The organism is Mucilaginibacter psychrotolerans, from assembly GCF_004519315.1.
Lineage (GTDB): Bacteria > Bacteroidota > Bacteroidia > Sphingobacteriales > Sphingobacteriaceae > Mucilaginibacter > Mucilaginibacter psychrotolerans.
Map to the genome: position 1 here is coordinate 1 of NZ_SOZE01000041.1, position 13,867 is coordinate 13,867.

The window sequence follows — 13,867 nt, forward strand, 5'->3', positions numbered from 1 at the left end:
CGCAAAAATCAAGGCTTTCAGGGCTACTTCAAGAGGCGTTAGAGATACTACCTTTTTCCTCTTCAGACTTGCTAAAATCTATGCTTAATCTTTTCTTCCCCCCAACTTTTCTCCTTGATCCTGCCTTTATTAAGCTCCAGAATGTAAACGTAATACCACATAGGCACCAAAATAAGAAAAGCCCAATGAAAACTAAATTTCATCGGGCTTTTAAATTATAATTCGCCTAACAAGCGAGCCATCCTACGCGATCTACTAGCGGACTTTGTCCGCCGTAGCCCGCTTCGGCGGGCGAAGGCGGAGAGCTAGGGATTCGAACCCCAGGACCTGTTACAGTCAACAGTTTTCAAGACTGCCGCAATCGACCACTCTGCCAGCTCTCCGGGGACAAAAGTACAAATCCGGGCCGAATTGCCAAACCCGATGTTAACTTTTTTTAAATTACTTGTAAACTCCTGTACGCCATTGATTTATTTGCGCGGCGCATTGGTTTTTGCGGGCAAAGGTGCCGTTTTAGGGGCCCGGAAGCTATTGTAACGCGGCTTAACAATGCGGATATTGCGCTTAGAAAGGTCAACACTGGCATTAAGTTCGAAACCGATGAGCAGTATGAGCGAGTTTAGGTACAGATATATCATCACCACGATAAGCGTGCCTATAGAGCCATAAACCTTATTGTACGACGAGAAATTGTTGGTATAATACGTAAACCCTATAGAGGTTAAAACAGCCAGCGAGGTGGCCAGTATTGAGCCTGGGTTCACAAATTTCCAGCGTTGCTTGTTTGAAGGGCCGTAGCGGTACAATATACAGATGCTCACGAAGAATATAGCCAGGATGATTATCCAGCGCGATAGCGCAATAAGGTAAAACCAAAAATGCGACTCGCTGTGCAGTTGATGCTGTAGAAAGGCTATTACGGCCTGTCCTGCTATCATAATAACGATAGCGATCAATAACGCTATACTCATGGTAACTGTCAGCAGAAGCGCTACAGCGCGCCTCTTTAGCCAGGTACGCGTCTCTAATATCAAAGATGATTTATTGAATGCTTGCATCAGGTTGCTTACGCCATTGGTAGCAAAGTAAAGTGCAGTGGCAAAACCAAAAGAAAGCAACTTGCCATTTTGGATGCTTACGATATCTACAATGGTAGACTGGAACGCCAGGTAGGCATTGGTAGGCATAATAACGGCAAACAAACTAAGCAGATACTCCTGGAAATTACTTACAGGTATATAGGCTATCAGCGTAAACAAAAATATGATTGCCGGGAACAGCGCCAGCATAAAATTATAAGCAAGGGCGGCAGCGCGGTTGGTGAGCGACGTTTGCTGTATCTCTTCTATAAAAAAAACAACCACCGTGTAAAGCGGCAAAGGCCTGAAACCCGGTATGTAAACAGATTTCGCCCAATCGGTTATATGGTGGTAAAACTTAAAATGGCTTAAAAAGCGGTGTATCCATTTCATTATGGATAAAATTACTCAAAAAAAGGCTTCAATTTATCAATAAATTCCTGCGATGGCAGGCAGGGCCGGTTTGTTTTCATGTTAATGAAGGCCAGCAAGGTTTCTCCAATGTGTATCAGTTCTTCCTTTTCGTTATACAATTCGTATTTGAAATGGATTTTTACTCCGGGCATTTTGGCCATGGTAACCAAGATAGTGATCTCCTCATCGTACCGGGCGGGTTTAAGATATTTGCAATTGAGCTCCAGCACAGGCATCATAATGCCCGATGCTTCCATGCCTGCATACGTAAGCCCGAGGCTACGCAGCATCTCCACACGGCCCACCTCGAAGAACTCAGCGTAGTTGCCGTAGTACATATAGCCCATCTGGTCGGTCTCGCCGTAGCGTACCCTTAATTTGGTCGTATGGTGAAACATTAGCGAAGGATGTTTCTGTCGTTCAAAGCCTGCTGAAATTTGCGGGCATTAATCCTGTGCTGGGTTTCGTTATCGGCAAAATTGTGGTAGCCCGAAAAGTCCTCTTTTGCGCACATAAACAGGTAGTTATTTTTTTGATAATTAAGCACCGCATCAATGGCATTTATAGACGGCATCATAATGGGCCCCGGCGGCAGCCCTTTATACATGTAAGTATTATAGGGTGAATCTTTCATCAAATCCCTCCTGAGCACGCGCTTAATGGTAAAATCATTTACCGCAAAAATCACCGTCGGGTCCGACTCCAGCTTTATGCTCCCCTTCAACCTGTTCAGGTAAAGGCCGGCAATGGTAGGCATCTCGTCATCGTGCGAGGCTTCAGCGTCTACTATTGATGCCAATACGGTTACCTGCACGGGTGTAAGATTAAGCGCATCGGCTTTTGCCTTACGTTCAGCAGTCCAGAATTTCTGGTAGTTAGCGTACATTTTCGTAAAGAATTTATCCGGCGTAGTGTTCCAGTACGACTGGTACGAATTGGGAATAAACATGGTGAACACGTTATCGGTAGTAAATCCATATTTATCCACAAATGCCGCAGAATCCAATAGGCGCAGGAAACTCACCGAATCCGGCTCCAGCTTTTTGGCCAGGAAACCCGCGAATTGTGCTTTCAGCCTGATATTATGGATGGCCAGCTTTACCGGTTCCTGATTACCGGCCTTCAGCATGTTGATGAAATTGCGGTTGCTCATTCCCGCCGTAAGCTTGTATTTACCCGGCTTTACACGCGTGGTGTAGTTCATGTCGTGGGCTGCCTTAATAAAGGTAGCCGTGTCGTTTACAATGCCTTGCTCGCGTATGGTTTTATATACCTCATCAAAGCCCGCGCCGGTATGTATATACAGGTACTCCTGCTTATCACTTACATTGGGGCCAAAGTAGCGCAGGTAGTAAAATACGCCTGTGCCGGCCAGCGAAACGATGATGATGACCACCAGCGCGATGATGAATTTTTTGAACGTGCCGCCCGAAGATTTTTGTTGATTCGACATGGGATATATGGGGAGATGTGTATCTTTTATTAGTTGTTTATTTTTTGCAAAGCTATCAATCCGCCTTTTAAGTTTACAACATTTTGATAACCCAGCTCGGTTAAAATGCGCTGTGCGTTGTCGCTGCGGATACCCGCGCTACAGATAACGATAATCTCATCGGTTTTGTTGTAAACAAGCGTATCGATTTGGGCTGCAAGCTTTGCTACAGGTATATTTTGCCCGCCCAGGTTGTAGGTTGCGTATTCTATTTTCTCCCGCACATCAAGCAGGTTCAATTTTTCGTTGTTATTTAAACGCTGCTGCAGGGTAGCCGCATCAATTTGGGTCATTGGTTTTTTGCCCTTGTTTAACAGTAAGGTTTATGGGGGTATGCTTGCTCATCTGTGCCGTAGAATCGGTCTTCATGGGCGACTGGGATACCACTATCACGTTGGTAGAATCAGTAATAGAGCCTTCATACGTGATGACGCCAACTCTTATACCGGCACCGCTTAAAGCAAACCGCGCTGCATCAAGGTCAAGATTAATCAATTCTGGGATATCTACCTCGTCCGCACCTCCGCCATTGCCCAGCACCAAATCCAGCCTGGAGCCCTTGGGCAGCTTGGTACCTGGTTTTATTACCTGCCCGTTGAAACGTACCTCTAGTACGCGGTCGCGGGCAATATCATCACGATAGGTGGTATCGCCAACCTTCAGGCCGTAGTTAGAGAGTATAGCTACTGCTTCGCGGTAGATGCTCTCATCGCTAATAATATCGGGCAATGCAACATCCGGTGCTTGTTGGGTAATCATGGTGAGGTATATGGTTCGGCCCTCTTTTACGTTGGTACCGGCATCCGGGTCCTGCTCTACTATAGTGCCGGGCTCCTGATCCGGAACGTAAACAGAATCTATCTTAAAGTTGAAACCCTGCTCTTTAAGCGTGGCCATCGCTTTATCTACGTTAAGCCCTTTAAGTTGCGGTACGGGGATGCCGCTGCCATGCCGGGTATAATAACTCAGGCTGAAAAAGGCAATCAAAACAATCCCAATGATGCTGGATATCACCAGTAATACGGTATTTCTAAATTGCCTTGTTTTTAAATAAGCCCAGAATTTGCTCATGCCTGTTTTAAGATATTATGCTCAAACATAGGGAATAATTTCGGATTTTGAAGTCACATTAGTGTTTTGGCAGTCGGCGGGGCAACTAATTCGCTGCCCATAACCTGTGCTTGGTTCAACTATAATGTCTTCAAATTGTTTTTCCTGTTTATATCCGGCAGTGCGTTATCGGGGTCTACCGTAACGCTTTCTACATCCTGCCCTGTTGGTAGGGTAAACCTGGCTACCTTTTGCTGCAGCCAGGTTTCTACCGGGAAATAGGTGCGCTGCTTGCTGCCGTCCTTAAACTTAACTTCCACCGTAAATGGCATTACCATCAGTTCCTTGTTGGCAACGGTCACTTTGATACCTTTGCTATGGTCCTTGTCGGCATATCTGGCATCTATCAGGGCAATATCAAGCTTGTAATTATTGTAGAACCAGCCTTTCCAAAACCAACCCAAGTCCTCTCCTGCCCCGTTCTCCATCGAACGGAAGAAGTCATCGGGCTGCGGGTGCTTATAGGCCCATTTGTGGATATAGTTGCGGAAGGCGTAGTCGAACCTATCCTTGCCCAATATCTGCTCGCGCAGCAAAATCAAACCAAAAGCAGGCTTGAAGTAGGTAAAAGGGTGGCGGTACTTCTCGGCAATAGCATCCGGCTGCGCCATCAAGGTAGGTGCTTCCGGGTCGCTGATGAAGGGGATGATCTCATCAGCGGGGTTGCCACCGTTCTCGGCATATTCGCTATCGCGTTTAGGCCCGTACTCGCCTTTGTTGAATATATCCGATGCATAAACGTCTATAAAGGTGTTGAACCCTTCGTCCATCCAGGCAAAACGGCGTTCGTCGCTGCCAACGATCATCGGGAACCAGTTATGGCCAATCTCATGAGCGGTAACCCAAAACAGGTCCTTCCCTTTATCGCTAATACCATCAAACACAATGCCGGGGTACTCCATCCCTCCTGCTATGCCTGCTTCGTTTACGGCGACAGGGTAAGGGTACACGAACCATTTTTCGGAGAAGTATTCTATCGAACCCTTCAGGTATTCTGTTGCGCGGCCCCAGGCATCGTTGCCAGTACTCTCCACTGGGTAAACCGACATGGCCAATGATTTTTTTCCGCCCGGCAAATTCACCCGAGCGGCATCCCATATATAAGCTTTGGATGCACCGAAAGCCACATCGCGTGTATTCAGCATTTTGAAATGCCAGGTAAGGTTGCCTTTAACAGCTGGCCTCGAAGCAGGGTCGGCAACTTCCGCTGCGGTACGTATCATTACGGTTTTGTCGCTGTTTTTTGCGGCGGCCAACCTGCTTATTTGCGTGGAGGTCAACACCTGTGATGGATTAACCAGCTCGCCGCTGCCAGCTACGATCATATCTGCAGGCAGGGTTACTTTATAATCGATGTCGCCGTACTCTAAATAAAACTCGCCGCTGCCCAAAAAAGGTGCGGTATCCCAGCCGCGCATATCATCGTACACGCACATGCGGGGGTAAAACTGAGCTATCTCGTATATTTTGCCGTTTTTGGTATCAACGTAATCAGTCCGCCCGCCAAAATTACCGGGGATGGTATAATGGTATTTCACCACGAAGTTGATCTTGCCGCCCTTTGGCGTAACCGCCGATGGCAGGCGTACCTGCATGCGCGTATCGGTAATTACATAAGCCAGTTTAGTAAGTTTGCCGTTTTGCAACATCGATACGGATTCGATTTGGTAGCCCTCGGTATGACCGGGGGCGGCAAAAGCAGTAACCACAAAGTTAGAGCGGGCATCTTTCTTATAAGTGTTCTGATCCAGGTGCAACCACAGGTATTGCAGTGCATCGGGACTGTTATTGGTATAGCTGATATTGGCCGCCCCACTGATGGTTTTGGCAACGGTATCCAGCTTCACATCCAACTGGTAATCAACCCGGTTTTGCCAGTACTTTGGCCCCGGTTCCCCATTGGGCGAATGTACCTCGTTACCATTTTGGGTATAAGGCAGCGTAGAGAAAATCGCTGCCGGTTGGTAGTTGGTGGTAACGGTATCGTAAGGCGATTTTTTTTGCGCTTGTGCGGAAAGTACGGCTAAAGACAGCAAAGCTGCGGAGATGGTAGTGATTTTCATTTGGGGCTGCGTAAAAAGCACAGCAATATACAAAGCGCGGGGAGTAAAATTAATTTTAGTTTGATATTTGGGTAATTGCTACCTTTAGTAAACGCTAAACGTTATCCAATTTGCACTTCCCTGCCAATATCCCCCTCGGTTCCGCTCACATCCCCGTTCATTTTGTATGCGAAACGCTGGCTTATTTCATCGGCTACCGCTACTATGCTTATCTGCGTAAGCACACAATAGACAGCATTACTTCAAATAACCGGCTCATTATTTTCATAGGCGCGGCTTTTGGCGCGTTTTTGGGTAGCCATATCATAGGCGTGCTGGAAAATCCTGCGCTCCTATCACACTTCAACCTCATCTATTTTATGGGCAATAAAACCATCGTAGGCGGCATGCTGGGCGGGTTGATTGGGGTAGAGCTCACCAAAAAGCAAATCGGCGTTACCGTATCCTCCGGCGATTTGATGGTGTATCCGCTCATACTGGCCATGCTCATCGGTCGCACGGGCTGCTTTTTTGCGGGACTGGAAGATGGCACTTACGGCATTGCCAGCCAGTTGCCCTGGGCCATCAACTTTGGCGATGGCATACGCCGACACCCTACCAACTTGTATGAAATATTATTCTGGCTGATGCTTTGGTTGGTATTGCGACTAATTGAGCGTAAGCACCAATTTGCCAATGGCGCGCGCTTCAAAGTGTTCATGGCAAGCTACCTGGTCTTCAGGTTACTGATAGAATTCATTAAACCCGCCTACTTTTTCAGGTTTGGCCTATCGGTAATTCAATTGGCATGTATCGGCGGGATTTTGTATTATTATAAAATATTTCTGCACCCCGCAAAACTGACTGAAACCTATGCCTGAACGCCCGTATATTTATTATGATTTTACGCTGAGCATCTGCTCAACCTGCCTGCGCCGGGTTGATGCCAAGATCGTTTTTGAGGATGCCAATGTTTATATGCTGAAGAATTGCCGGCATCATGGTTTCGAAAAGGTACTGATAGCAACCGACATCGAATACTACAAAAACTGCCGCAATTACGCCAAGCGCAGCGAAATGCCTTTAAAATTCAATGCCGAAACGCATTATGGTTGTCCATACGATTGCGGCCTGTGCCGCGATCACGAGCAGCACTCCTGCCTTACCGTTATTGAAGTTACCGATCGCTGCAACCTCGCCTGCCCTACCTGCTACGCCATGTCGTCGCCACATTATGGCAGGCACCGCACTTTGCAGGAGATTGAGCAGATGCTGGATGTAGTAGTAGCGAACGAGGGCCAGCCCGATGTGGTACAGATAAGCGGTGGCGAGCCAACCGTACACCCGCAATTCTTCGAGATACTGGATATTGCCAAAACCAAGCCCATCAAACACCTGATGCTGAACACCAACGGCATCCGCATAGCTAAAGACGAGGCATTCGTGAAACGGCTGGCCACTTACCAGCCCGATTTTGAGGTTTACCTTCAATTCGATTCCTTCGAGGCAGAAGCTTTGATCAAACTACGGGGCGAGGACTTGCGCGATGTGCGGACGAAAGCTATCGAAAACCTGAATAAACATAACCTGTCTACCACCCTGGTGGTTACTTTACAAAAAGGATTAAACACGCATGAGATTGGCAAAATCATAGAATATGCTTTGCAGCAGCCCTGCATACGTGGCGTTACCTTCCAGCCTACGCAACAGGCCGGCCGCCTGGAGAACTTTAACCCCGCTACCGACCGTTACACCATGACGGAGGTGCGTAGCGCCATACTGGAACAAACCAAGGTTTTTAACGCAAACGATTTGATACCCGTGCCCTGCAACCCCGATGCACTGGTAATGGGTTACGCATTAAAGTTAGGCGAACAGGTCTTCCCGCTCACGCGGATGATAAACCCGGATGATTTGCTGGATAACTCAAAAAACACCATCGTTTACGAGCAGGACGAGCAACTGAAGGGCCATTTGCTCAATATGTTCAGCACGGGCAATTCGGTTGATAAGGCTAAGGAGCACCTGCACTCTATTATGTGCTGCCTGCCCGAGATAGATGCGCCGCAACTGGGTTACGACAACCTCTTTAGGGTGATTATCATGAACTTTATAGATGCGCAGAACTTTGATGTGCGCGCCATCAAAAAATCCTGCGTGCACATCGTAAACAAGGATATGCAGATTATCCCCTTCGAAACCATGAATATTTTTTACCGGGACGATAAGCGCGAATATCTGGAGCAATTAAGGACAGAAATGGCTGCAACTTTTTAAATATATGGAAGAGAAAGACCTTATACCGAAACGGGAATACAACTATAAAGTGGTTGGCATCAACCTGGTCTTATTGGTGGGCTATACGCTGCTTTCGGCAATACCAAGCGACGGTATAATTATTGACGCGTTTTTTTTGTTCTTACATGTATTGGCTTGCATCATATTAAGCATAACCGGACCAAGCCGGCTGCAATGGTTATTGAGCGGGCTTTTGGTATCGGTAATAGGTTTTTCCACATGCACAGGCATTTTAGGTAGGCACGGAGGGATATAAAATGGAAGAAGCAAACATTAAACCACACCGCGAACCCAAATGGGTTGTAGTAGCGATAAATATAGCCATAATGGTTGCCTATACCCTTTACTTTAGGTTTGGCGACCAAGGACAAGAGAATATTATCGCTATTGCCATGCTGATTGTGGCACAGGTAGTACTATGCCTTATACTGGCGATCTTCGTTTTCAGCAAAGAATTTTTATTGAGCGCCGCTATGGTGCTGGTCATCGGGTTCTCTACTTGCTGGCTGGTGTTTGCTGTATAAGCTGTTTTTTTTTAAAATTATTTTATGGAAAAGTAGCTCCTGCTGCATCCTGCATAAAAACCAGCAGATATGCAGCCCATCAAAAGCATCAGTATCCCTACCCCCTGCCACGAAGACTGGCAACAGATGACACCCGTAGCGCAAGGCAGGCATTGCCAAAGCTGCTGTAAAACCGTTATCGATTTTACGGAGATGACTAGCCAGGAAATCATAAGTTACTTCGCATCGCAAAAAAATGTATGCGGTAAAATAGCTAAAAGCCAACTGGCTGCGGTCAACTACCAACTGGAATTACAAAACCAAGGCCATTTTTCGTGGAAAAGGGTAATTGCGGCTGTCTGGTTCAGTACATTATTGTCTATCGGGGCAAATGCTCAATCTAAAACCCATAAGCCGGGCCCTTTATCAAACACTTCTCCCAAGAGCCATCTGCGCTCCGATAAAAGCAAAGTAACTTTAGAAGCGCGCAGCATCAAGAAATTAGAAACGACACCTGCCTTGATTGGCGATGCGGTACTTACCGACACTATGCCTCAACATCCCACAGAAATGAAGATAACCCTTGGAGGAATGGTAGCAGGAGTTAAGATAGAACCCGTTCCTGTTCCGGAGCGTTGGTGGGATGAGCTATTCCGCATATTTTAAAGTCCATGTCAATCATGCAGCCCATTAAAAGCATCAGTATCCCTACGCCCATCCACCAGCTTTGGCATCCGATGAAGCCATTAAACTATGCGGAAAAACATAAATCATTTCAGCGCCTTGTAACAGCTTTATGTATTTGCATATTGTTTCAAGTCGTAAAAGCAGATGCTCAGGCCATAGGTAGTGACCGAAATAACAAATCGACTAATAGCGCATGGGATTCCTTGAGATTCGAAAGGTTAAAGACCAAACTTGCGGCAAAAATGACAACACAAATAGAAATTGCGCCCCCAATTTCTGGCAGCTCAGTTGTTAGCGCCATAAATAATTTGCAAACTCAAGCCCCGTACAGCTTAATTATAGACCCCATAGCACCCAGGCGCGTTTTCTACAAACACTGGTGGTATGCCATAAAAAGAATGTTTTAAGTTATCCAGAAACGCGACTTCATGCAACCCATCAAACACATCAGCATCCCCCAACCCTGCCACGAAGATTGGCAGCAGATGACACCCGTAGCGCAAGGCAGGCATTGCCAAAGCTGCTGCAAAACCGTTGTGGATTTTACCGCCATGAGCAATGCCGAGGTTATCGGCTACCTCGCTACGCACCAAAATACTTGCGGGAGGATTGAAGACACCCAGCTGTTCGGCATAAACTACCAGTTGCAGATTGAAGATAACAGGAAAATTTCATGGAAAGGCTTAGTGGCGGCAGCGTCGCTAAGTATGTTGTTCCCTGCAATGGAAGCGAGTGCGCAAATTCTTCCAAAAACCGCGCAGTCGCCTTACTCCACGTTCCCAACCATTTCAAAGATGGCGGGGAATAAAGTCGGCTCCGTTACCATTGAAGGTAAGGTAACCGCACAGGGCGACGGTCAGCCACTCCCTGGCGTCAGCGTAACGGCTAAAGGAACTTCAAGAGGCACTAAAACTGCTGCCGATGGCAGCTTCAAATTAAAGTCGCTCAACAGCACGGATACGCTCAGGATAACATCTCTGGGCTACAAACCGGTAGAAATGCCCGTAGATCGGAGTTCGACTGCGTTTGATATTAGCATGGAAATAGCACCCACTGTGCTAGACGACATACATATAACTGGCTATCAAGCAGTAAGGAAACAATCCATTACCGGAGGAGCAATTTTTACCATTAATGGCAAAAACATTAACGTTAAGAAAATACCATTTTATCTGCGCTGGTGGTATTGGCTGGTGCATAAAGCCGCGCATATCGTTGCGGCAATCAATCCATTTTAATAGAATCACCAATTATAAATTAAGCCTTATGCAGCCCCTCAAACACATCAGCATCCCTACTCCCTGCCACGAAGATTGGCAGCAGATGTCGCCAGTAGCGCAAGGCAGGCACTGCCAAAGCTGTTGTAAAACCGTTATAGATTTTACGGCCATGAGCAATGCCGATATCATCGGCTACCTCGCTACGCACAGCAATACCTGCGGGCGGATAAGCGGCACTAAGCTTGCCGCAGTAAACAATCAACTTAATGCGCAAAACCGGAAGCAATTCTCGTGGAAAGGATTACTAGCAGCCGCATCGCTGAGCGTTTTGTTCCCGGTTTTAAAAGCAGACGCACAATCGCAACCGAAAACCGAGCAGCTCGCCGAAAGGCAAGTGCCCACTACCGGACTGGTAACAAAGGATACCGTTTCCTATATCACCATTACCGGCGTAGTAAAGGCTAAAGATGATAATTTACCCGTGCCGGGCGCAAACATTGTAGCAAAAGGCACCGGGATAAGTACACAAAGTTTGCTGGATGGTTCATTTACTTTACGTGTGCCTGCATCCACCAAGCGTATTTTGATCAGCTTTTTGGGTTATCAAACAAAAGAGATCAAACTTAAACATATAGAAAAGCTGCGAACGATTACGCTAAATCCTATTCTAGAAAGCGCGATGATGGGTGGCTTTGATGTTTACTGATCTAGATAGCTGTTCAGGATGTTTTTCAATCGCATATTTTAACGCAACATGCCTGCCATTACACCTTCTTTTAAAGAATAGGTAGACATCCACACATCATCCAGCCCCAGTTTCTGCATTACGTAGATGGTGAGCAGGCTGGCGGTTACGATCATATCCACCCGCACCGGGATAATGCCTTTGATAGTAGCGCGTTTGGCATGCGTGGATTTGATGAGCCGTTCTATCAGCCCCAACAAATCGTCGAAATCGAACTCGTAGCTCCTGGTCTTTTTCAGATCGAAGGGATTGCCTTTCTCCAACTCTATCACCTCGGCAAAACTTTCGAAGGAGCCGGAGGATCCGATGAGCAGCGTAGGCTTATGTTCCATCGCCGCAATAAACAGCGGAGCCAGTTGCAGGTTAAGGTAAGCCGTCATGGCTTTGATGGAGATGACGGGTATCGGGTCTGTCTTGTGGAATTTATCCATCAGCCGGGCCGCCCCTATCTCGAAGCTTTGCTTCCAAAGCACCTGAGTTTTATTACCGATGATGAATTCTACACTGCCGCCGCCAATGTCTACAATCAGCGCGTTCTTATCCGTAAGCACGCCACTGGCCTTTATGCCTTCGTATATAAATGCAGCTTCCTGCTCGCCGTCGATGATTTCTATTTCGATACCTGCCTGAGCCTTTACTTCAGCAATAAAATCGTTGCCGTTGGCCGCGTTACGCAATGCCGATGTGGCTATCGCACGTACAGCTGTTGCGCCGTGCGCATCAATATGCTTTTTGAAACCCTGCATGGCTTTTATGCCACGGGTAAAAGCTGCCTGCTGAATGATGCCTTTATTGATACCACCCTCTCCTATTTTCACAGGTTCGGTTTGGTGATGGATAACGTGGAAGCCATCCGCGCCAGCCTCGGCAATGAGCAGGTGGAAGGTATTGGTACCAAGATCCATCACGGCGATGCGTTTGGCCGGGGCGGTAGTTTGTTCGGGCATGGGCAGAAATTAAAAATCCCTGCAAAAGTAGGGCTTTCGCAAGGGATTTTTCAATTTATGATGTGGTTAAGGGATTACTCTTTGTAAAAGAACCATTTAGCCAGTTCTTTAAAGCTGGCTTTTTTGCCATACATCAGCACGCCGACGCGGTAAATGCGGGCGGCAACATAAGTAGTGAACAGGAAGCCTACCACCATCAGCGACATCGAAATAGCCAATTGCCATGGCGGCACGCCGCCGAAAGGCACTCTCACCATCATGGCTACCGGTGCGGTAAAAGGTATCATAGAAAGCCATACCGCCAGCGGGCTATCCGGCGCCTGGAAAAGCACCGTTACCGACAACAAATAAGTAAACAGCAAGGGCAAGGTAATGGGGAACATAAATTGCTGCGTTTCGGTCTCGCTATCTACCGCCGAACCTACCGCTGCAAACAATGCACTATAAAGCAGGTATCCCGTAAGGAAATAAAAGATAAAACAGCCTAAAATATAGCCGAATGGTATGGTGCTCAACACCGCCACTGCCCCGGCTATCGGGCTGCCCGGCCCCGAAAACGCATGCCCTGCGATTTTAGACGACACCACCGAGAGAATTATCCAGGCGCCAAACTGGGTTAAGCCAACCAGCCCCACGCCGATAATTTTGCCCAGCATCAGTTGGAATGGTTTTACCGAGGAGATGATCACTTCGATAATGCGGCTGGTTTTCTCTTCTATAACGCCGCGCATTACTTGTGCGCCGTAAATAAACAAGGATAGATAAATCAATATAGCACAGGCTACGCCCACGCCCATGGTAGTAGCTAAATTGGCATCTTTGGTGCCAGTGGCGGTAACTTCCATGGCATTAACAGTAATCCTGTTTTTATTAAGTGCATTTAAAAGGGCAGTGTCGATGTGATGATCCACCAGGCTTTTTGCCGATGCGATGGCATTCATTTGCCTTTCTACTTCTCCGGTAACCTGATAAGTTGGTTTCTTTTTAGATAATATTTGCACCGGTTTTTTTGTGTAGTCTTTCGGTATCAGTAATAACGATAGGTTTTCGTCCTGCTGCAGGCTGGTTTTAGCGTCTGCAGCGGGCTGTTTCGCGTCTTCGAATTTGATGTGCTTCGCATTATGCAATTTACCAACGAAGGCGCCGCTTTCATCAATTACCTTCACCAGTTGGTCGTTACTGAGTTCCTGGTTGTTTTTTGCCACGAAGCCAATCAAGGCCGACATCCCCAGGATAAGCGCTGGCACCACAAAAATCATCACAATAAAGGCTTTCTTGCGCACACGGGTTACGTATTCGCGCTGTATAATGAGTAATACTTTATTCATGG

Annotated in this window: 17 protein-coding genes and 1 tRNA gene; 9 read left to right on the top strand and 9 right to left on the bottom strand. The window is 47.1% G+C overall.

Features of this window, described 5'->3' with window-relative positions:
* A partial coding sequence (locus E2R66_RS28865) for a hypothetical protein (protein ID WP_204985987.1) occupies positions 1–221 on the top strand: 221 nt, incomplete at its 5' end.
* A 77-nt stretch (positions 222–298) separates the two neighbouring features.
* Here the strand turns inward: E2R66_RS28865 and E2R66_RS28560 are convergent.
* The 7 genes from E2R66_RS28560 to E2R66_RS24870 form a co-directional block, all read right to left on the bottom strand.
* Positions 299–383: transfer RNA gene (locus E2R66_RS28560), tRNA-Ser, on the bottom strand.
* Positions 384–470: 87 nt separating this feature from the next.
* A complete protein-coding gene (locus E2R66_RS24845; RefSeq protein WP_133236027.1) occupies positions 471–1,472 on the bottom strand; it encodes a YihY/virulence factor BrkB family protein in 1,002 nt (333 codons plus the stop codon).
* 11 nt (positions 1,473–1,483) lie between these two features.
* Positions 1,484–1,891, bottom strand: coding sequence for an acyl-CoA thioesterase (locus E2R66_RS24850; protein ID WP_133236029.1), 408 nt, complete (start codon positions 1,889–1,891; stop codon positions 1,484–1,486).
* The gene (gene mltG, locus E2R66_RS24855) at positions 1,891–2,946 is read right to left on the bottom strand and encodes an endolytic transglycosylase MltG (protein WP_133236031.1); all 1,056 of its coding nucleotides are present in this window, start codon (positions 2,944–2,946) and stop codon (positions 1,891–1,893) included. The genes E2R66_RS24850 and mltG overlap by 1 nt, the downstream gene beginning before the upstream one ends.
* Before the next feature lie 29 nt (positions 2,947–2,975).
* Positions 2,976–3,278, bottom strand: coding sequence for a rhodanese-like domain-containing protein (locus E2R66_RS24860; RefSeq protein ID WP_133236033.1), 303 nt, complete (start codon positions 3,276–3,278; stop codon positions 2,976–2,978).
* Entirely contained in the window at positions 3,265–4,056 is a 792-nt protein-coding gene (locus E2R66_RS24865; protein WP_133236035.1) for a PASTA domain-containing protein, read from the bottom strand. Before E2R66_RS24865 ends, E2R66_RS24860 begins: the two co-directional genes overlap by 14 nt.
* 119 nt (positions 4,057–4,175) lie before the next feature.
* Positions 4,176–6,158 (bottom strand): M1 family metallopeptidase, encoded by a 1,983-nt coding sequence (locus tag E2R66_RS24870; RefSeq protein WP_133236037.1) that lies wholly within the window; start codon positions 6,156–6,158, stop codon positions 4,176–4,178.
* Positions 6,159–6,268: 110 nt separating this feature from the next.
* On the opposite strand from E2R66_RS24870, the gene E2R66_RS24875 reads away from it, so the two are divergent.
* The 8 genes from E2R66_RS24875 to E2R66_RS24910 all read left to right on the top strand — a co-directional run bounded on the left by E2R66_RS24875 (position 6,269) and on the right by E2R66_RS24910 (position 11,551).
* Positions 6,269–7,018 carry a prolipoprotein diacylglyceryl transferase gene (locus E2R66_RS24875; RefSeq protein WP_133236039.1) on the top strand — a complete coding sequence of 250 codons (750 nt, stop codon included), beginning with the start codon at positions 6,269–6,271 and terminating at the stop codon, positions 7,016–7,018.
* Complete coding sequence (locus E2R66_RS24880; RefSeq protein ID WP_133236041.1) at positions 7,011–8,414, top strand: radical SAM protein; 1,404 nt, start codon at positions 7,011–7,013, stop codon at positions 8,412–8,414. The genes E2R66_RS24875 and E2R66_RS24880 overlap by 8 nt, the downstream gene beginning before the upstream one ends.
* Before the next feature lie 4 nt (positions 8,415–8,418).
* A complete protein-coding gene (locus E2R66_RS24885) occupies positions 8,419–8,691 on the top strand; it encodes a hypothetical protein (protein WP_133236043.1) in 273 nt (90 codons plus the stop codon).
* Position 8,692: 1 nt separating this feature from the next.
* On the top strand, positions 8,693–8,959 hold the full coding sequence (locus E2R66_RS24890; protein ID WP_133236046.1) for a hypothetical protein: 267 nt from the start codon (positions 8,693–8,695) through the stop codon (positions 8,957–8,959).
* Between the two features lie 69 nt (positions 8,960–9,028).
* Positions 9,029–9,604 (top strand): hypothetical protein, encoded by a 576-nt coding sequence (locus E2R66_RS24895; protein ID WP_133236048.1) that lies wholly within the window; start codon positions 9,029–9,031, stop codon positions 9,602–9,604.
* Between the two features lie 14 nt (positions 9,605–9,618).
* On the top strand, positions 9,619–10,032 hold the full coding sequence (locus tag E2R66_RS24900; protein ID WP_133236050.1) for a hypothetical protein: 414 nt from the start codon (positions 9,619–9,621) through the stop codon (positions 10,030–10,032).
* Positions 10,033–10,053: 21 nt separating this feature from the next.
* Positions 10,054–10,863, top strand: a complete 810-nt coding sequence (locus E2R66_RS24905) for a carboxypeptidase-like regulatory domain-containing protein (RefSeq protein WP_133236053.1) — start codon at positions 10,054–10,056, stop codon at positions 10,861–10,863.
* Between the two features lie 28 nt (positions 10,864–10,891).
* Positions 10,892–11,551 carry a carboxypeptidase-like regulatory domain-containing protein gene (locus E2R66_RS24910; protein ID WP_158288503.1) on the top strand — a complete coding sequence of 220 codons (660 nt, stop codon included), beginning with the start codon at positions 10,892–10,894 and terminating at the stop codon, positions 11,549–11,551.
* A gap of 38 nt (positions 11,552–11,589) precedes the next feature.
* Here E2R66_RS24910 and E2R66_RS24915 read toward each other — a convergent pair whose 3' ends face one another.
* Together E2R66_RS24915 and E2R66_RS24920 are read right to left on the bottom strand one after the other, a co-directional pair.
* Complete coding sequence (locus E2R66_RS24915) at positions 11,590–12,537, bottom strand: Ppx/GppA phosphatase family protein (RefSeq protein ID WP_133236057.1); 948 nt, start codon at positions 12,535–12,537, stop codon at positions 11,590–11,592.
* A 74-nt stretch (positions 12,538–12,611) separates the two neighbouring features.
* Positions 12,612–13,865, bottom strand: a complete 1,254-nt coding sequence (locus E2R66_RS24920) for an ABC transporter permease (protein ID WP_133236059.1) — start codon at positions 13,863–13,865, stop codon at positions 12,612–12,614.
* Positions 13,866–13,867: the final 2 nt, after the last annotated feature.

What these genes read in the sequence shown, in the direction of transcription:
- E2R66_RS24845 (WP_133236027.1), bottom strand. Translation starts at nt 1,472, where the DNA reads ATGAAATGGATACACCGCTTTTTAAGCCATTTTAAGTTTTACCACCAT.
- E2R66_RS24850 (WP_133236029.1), bottom strand. Translation starts at nt 1,891, where the DNA reads ATGTTTCACCATACGACCAAATTAAGGGTACGCTACGGCGAGACCGAC.
- mltG (WP_133236031.1), bottom strand. Translation starts at nt 2,946, where the DNA reads ATGTCGAATCAACAAAAATCTTCGGGCGGCACGTTCAAAAAATTCATC.
- E2R66_RS24860 (WP_133236033.1), bottom strand. Translation starts at nt 3,278, where the DNA reads ATGACCCAAATTGATGCGGCTACCCTGCAGCAGCGTTTAAATAACAAC.
- E2R66_RS24865 (WP_133236035.1), bottom strand. Translation starts at nt 4,056, where the DNA reads ATGAGCAAATTCTGGGCTTATTTAAAAACAAGGCAATTTAGAAATACC.
- E2R66_RS24870 (WP_133236037.1), bottom strand. Translation starts at nt 6,158, where the DNA reads ATGAAAATCACTACCATCTCCGCAGCTTTGCTGTCTTTAGCCGTACTT.
- E2R66_RS24880 (WP_133236041.1), top strand. Translation starts at nt 7,011, where the DNA reads ATGCCTGAACGCCCGTATATTTATTATGATTTTACGCTGAGCATCTGC.
- E2R66_RS24885 (WP_133236043.1), top strand. Translation starts at nt 8,419, where the DNA reads ATGGAAGAGAAAGACCTTATACCGAAACGGGAATACAACTATAAAGTG.
- E2R66_RS24890 (WP_133236046.1), top strand. Translation starts at nt 8,693, where the DNA reads ATGGAAGAAGCAAACATTAAACCACACCGCGAACCCAAATGGGTTGTA.
- E2R66_RS24895 (WP_133236048.1), top strand. Translation starts at nt 9,029, where the DNA reads ATGCAGCCCATCAAAAGCATCAGTATCCCTACCCCCTGCCACGAAGAC.
- E2R66_RS24900 (WP_133236050.1), top strand. Translation starts at nt 9,619, where the DNA reads ATGCAGCCCATTAAAAGCATCAGTATCCCTACGCCCATCCACCAGCTT.
- E2R66_RS24905 (WP_133236053.1), top strand. Translation starts at nt 10,054, where the DNA reads ATGCAACCCATCAAACACATCAGCATCCCCCAACCCTGCCACGAAGAT.
- E2R66_RS24910 (WP_158288503.1), top strand. Translation starts at nt 10,892, where the DNA reads ATGCAGCCCCTCAAACACATCAGCATCCCTACTCCCTGCCACGAAGAT.
- E2R66_RS24915 (WP_133236057.1), bottom strand. Translation starts at nt 12,537, where the DNA reads ATGCCCGAACAAACTACCGCCCCGGCCAAACGCATCGCCGTGATGGAT.
- E2R66_RS24920 (WP_133236059.1), bottom strand. Translation starts at nt 13,865, where the DNA reads ATGAATAAAGTATTACTCATTATACAGCGCGAATACGTAACCCGTGTG.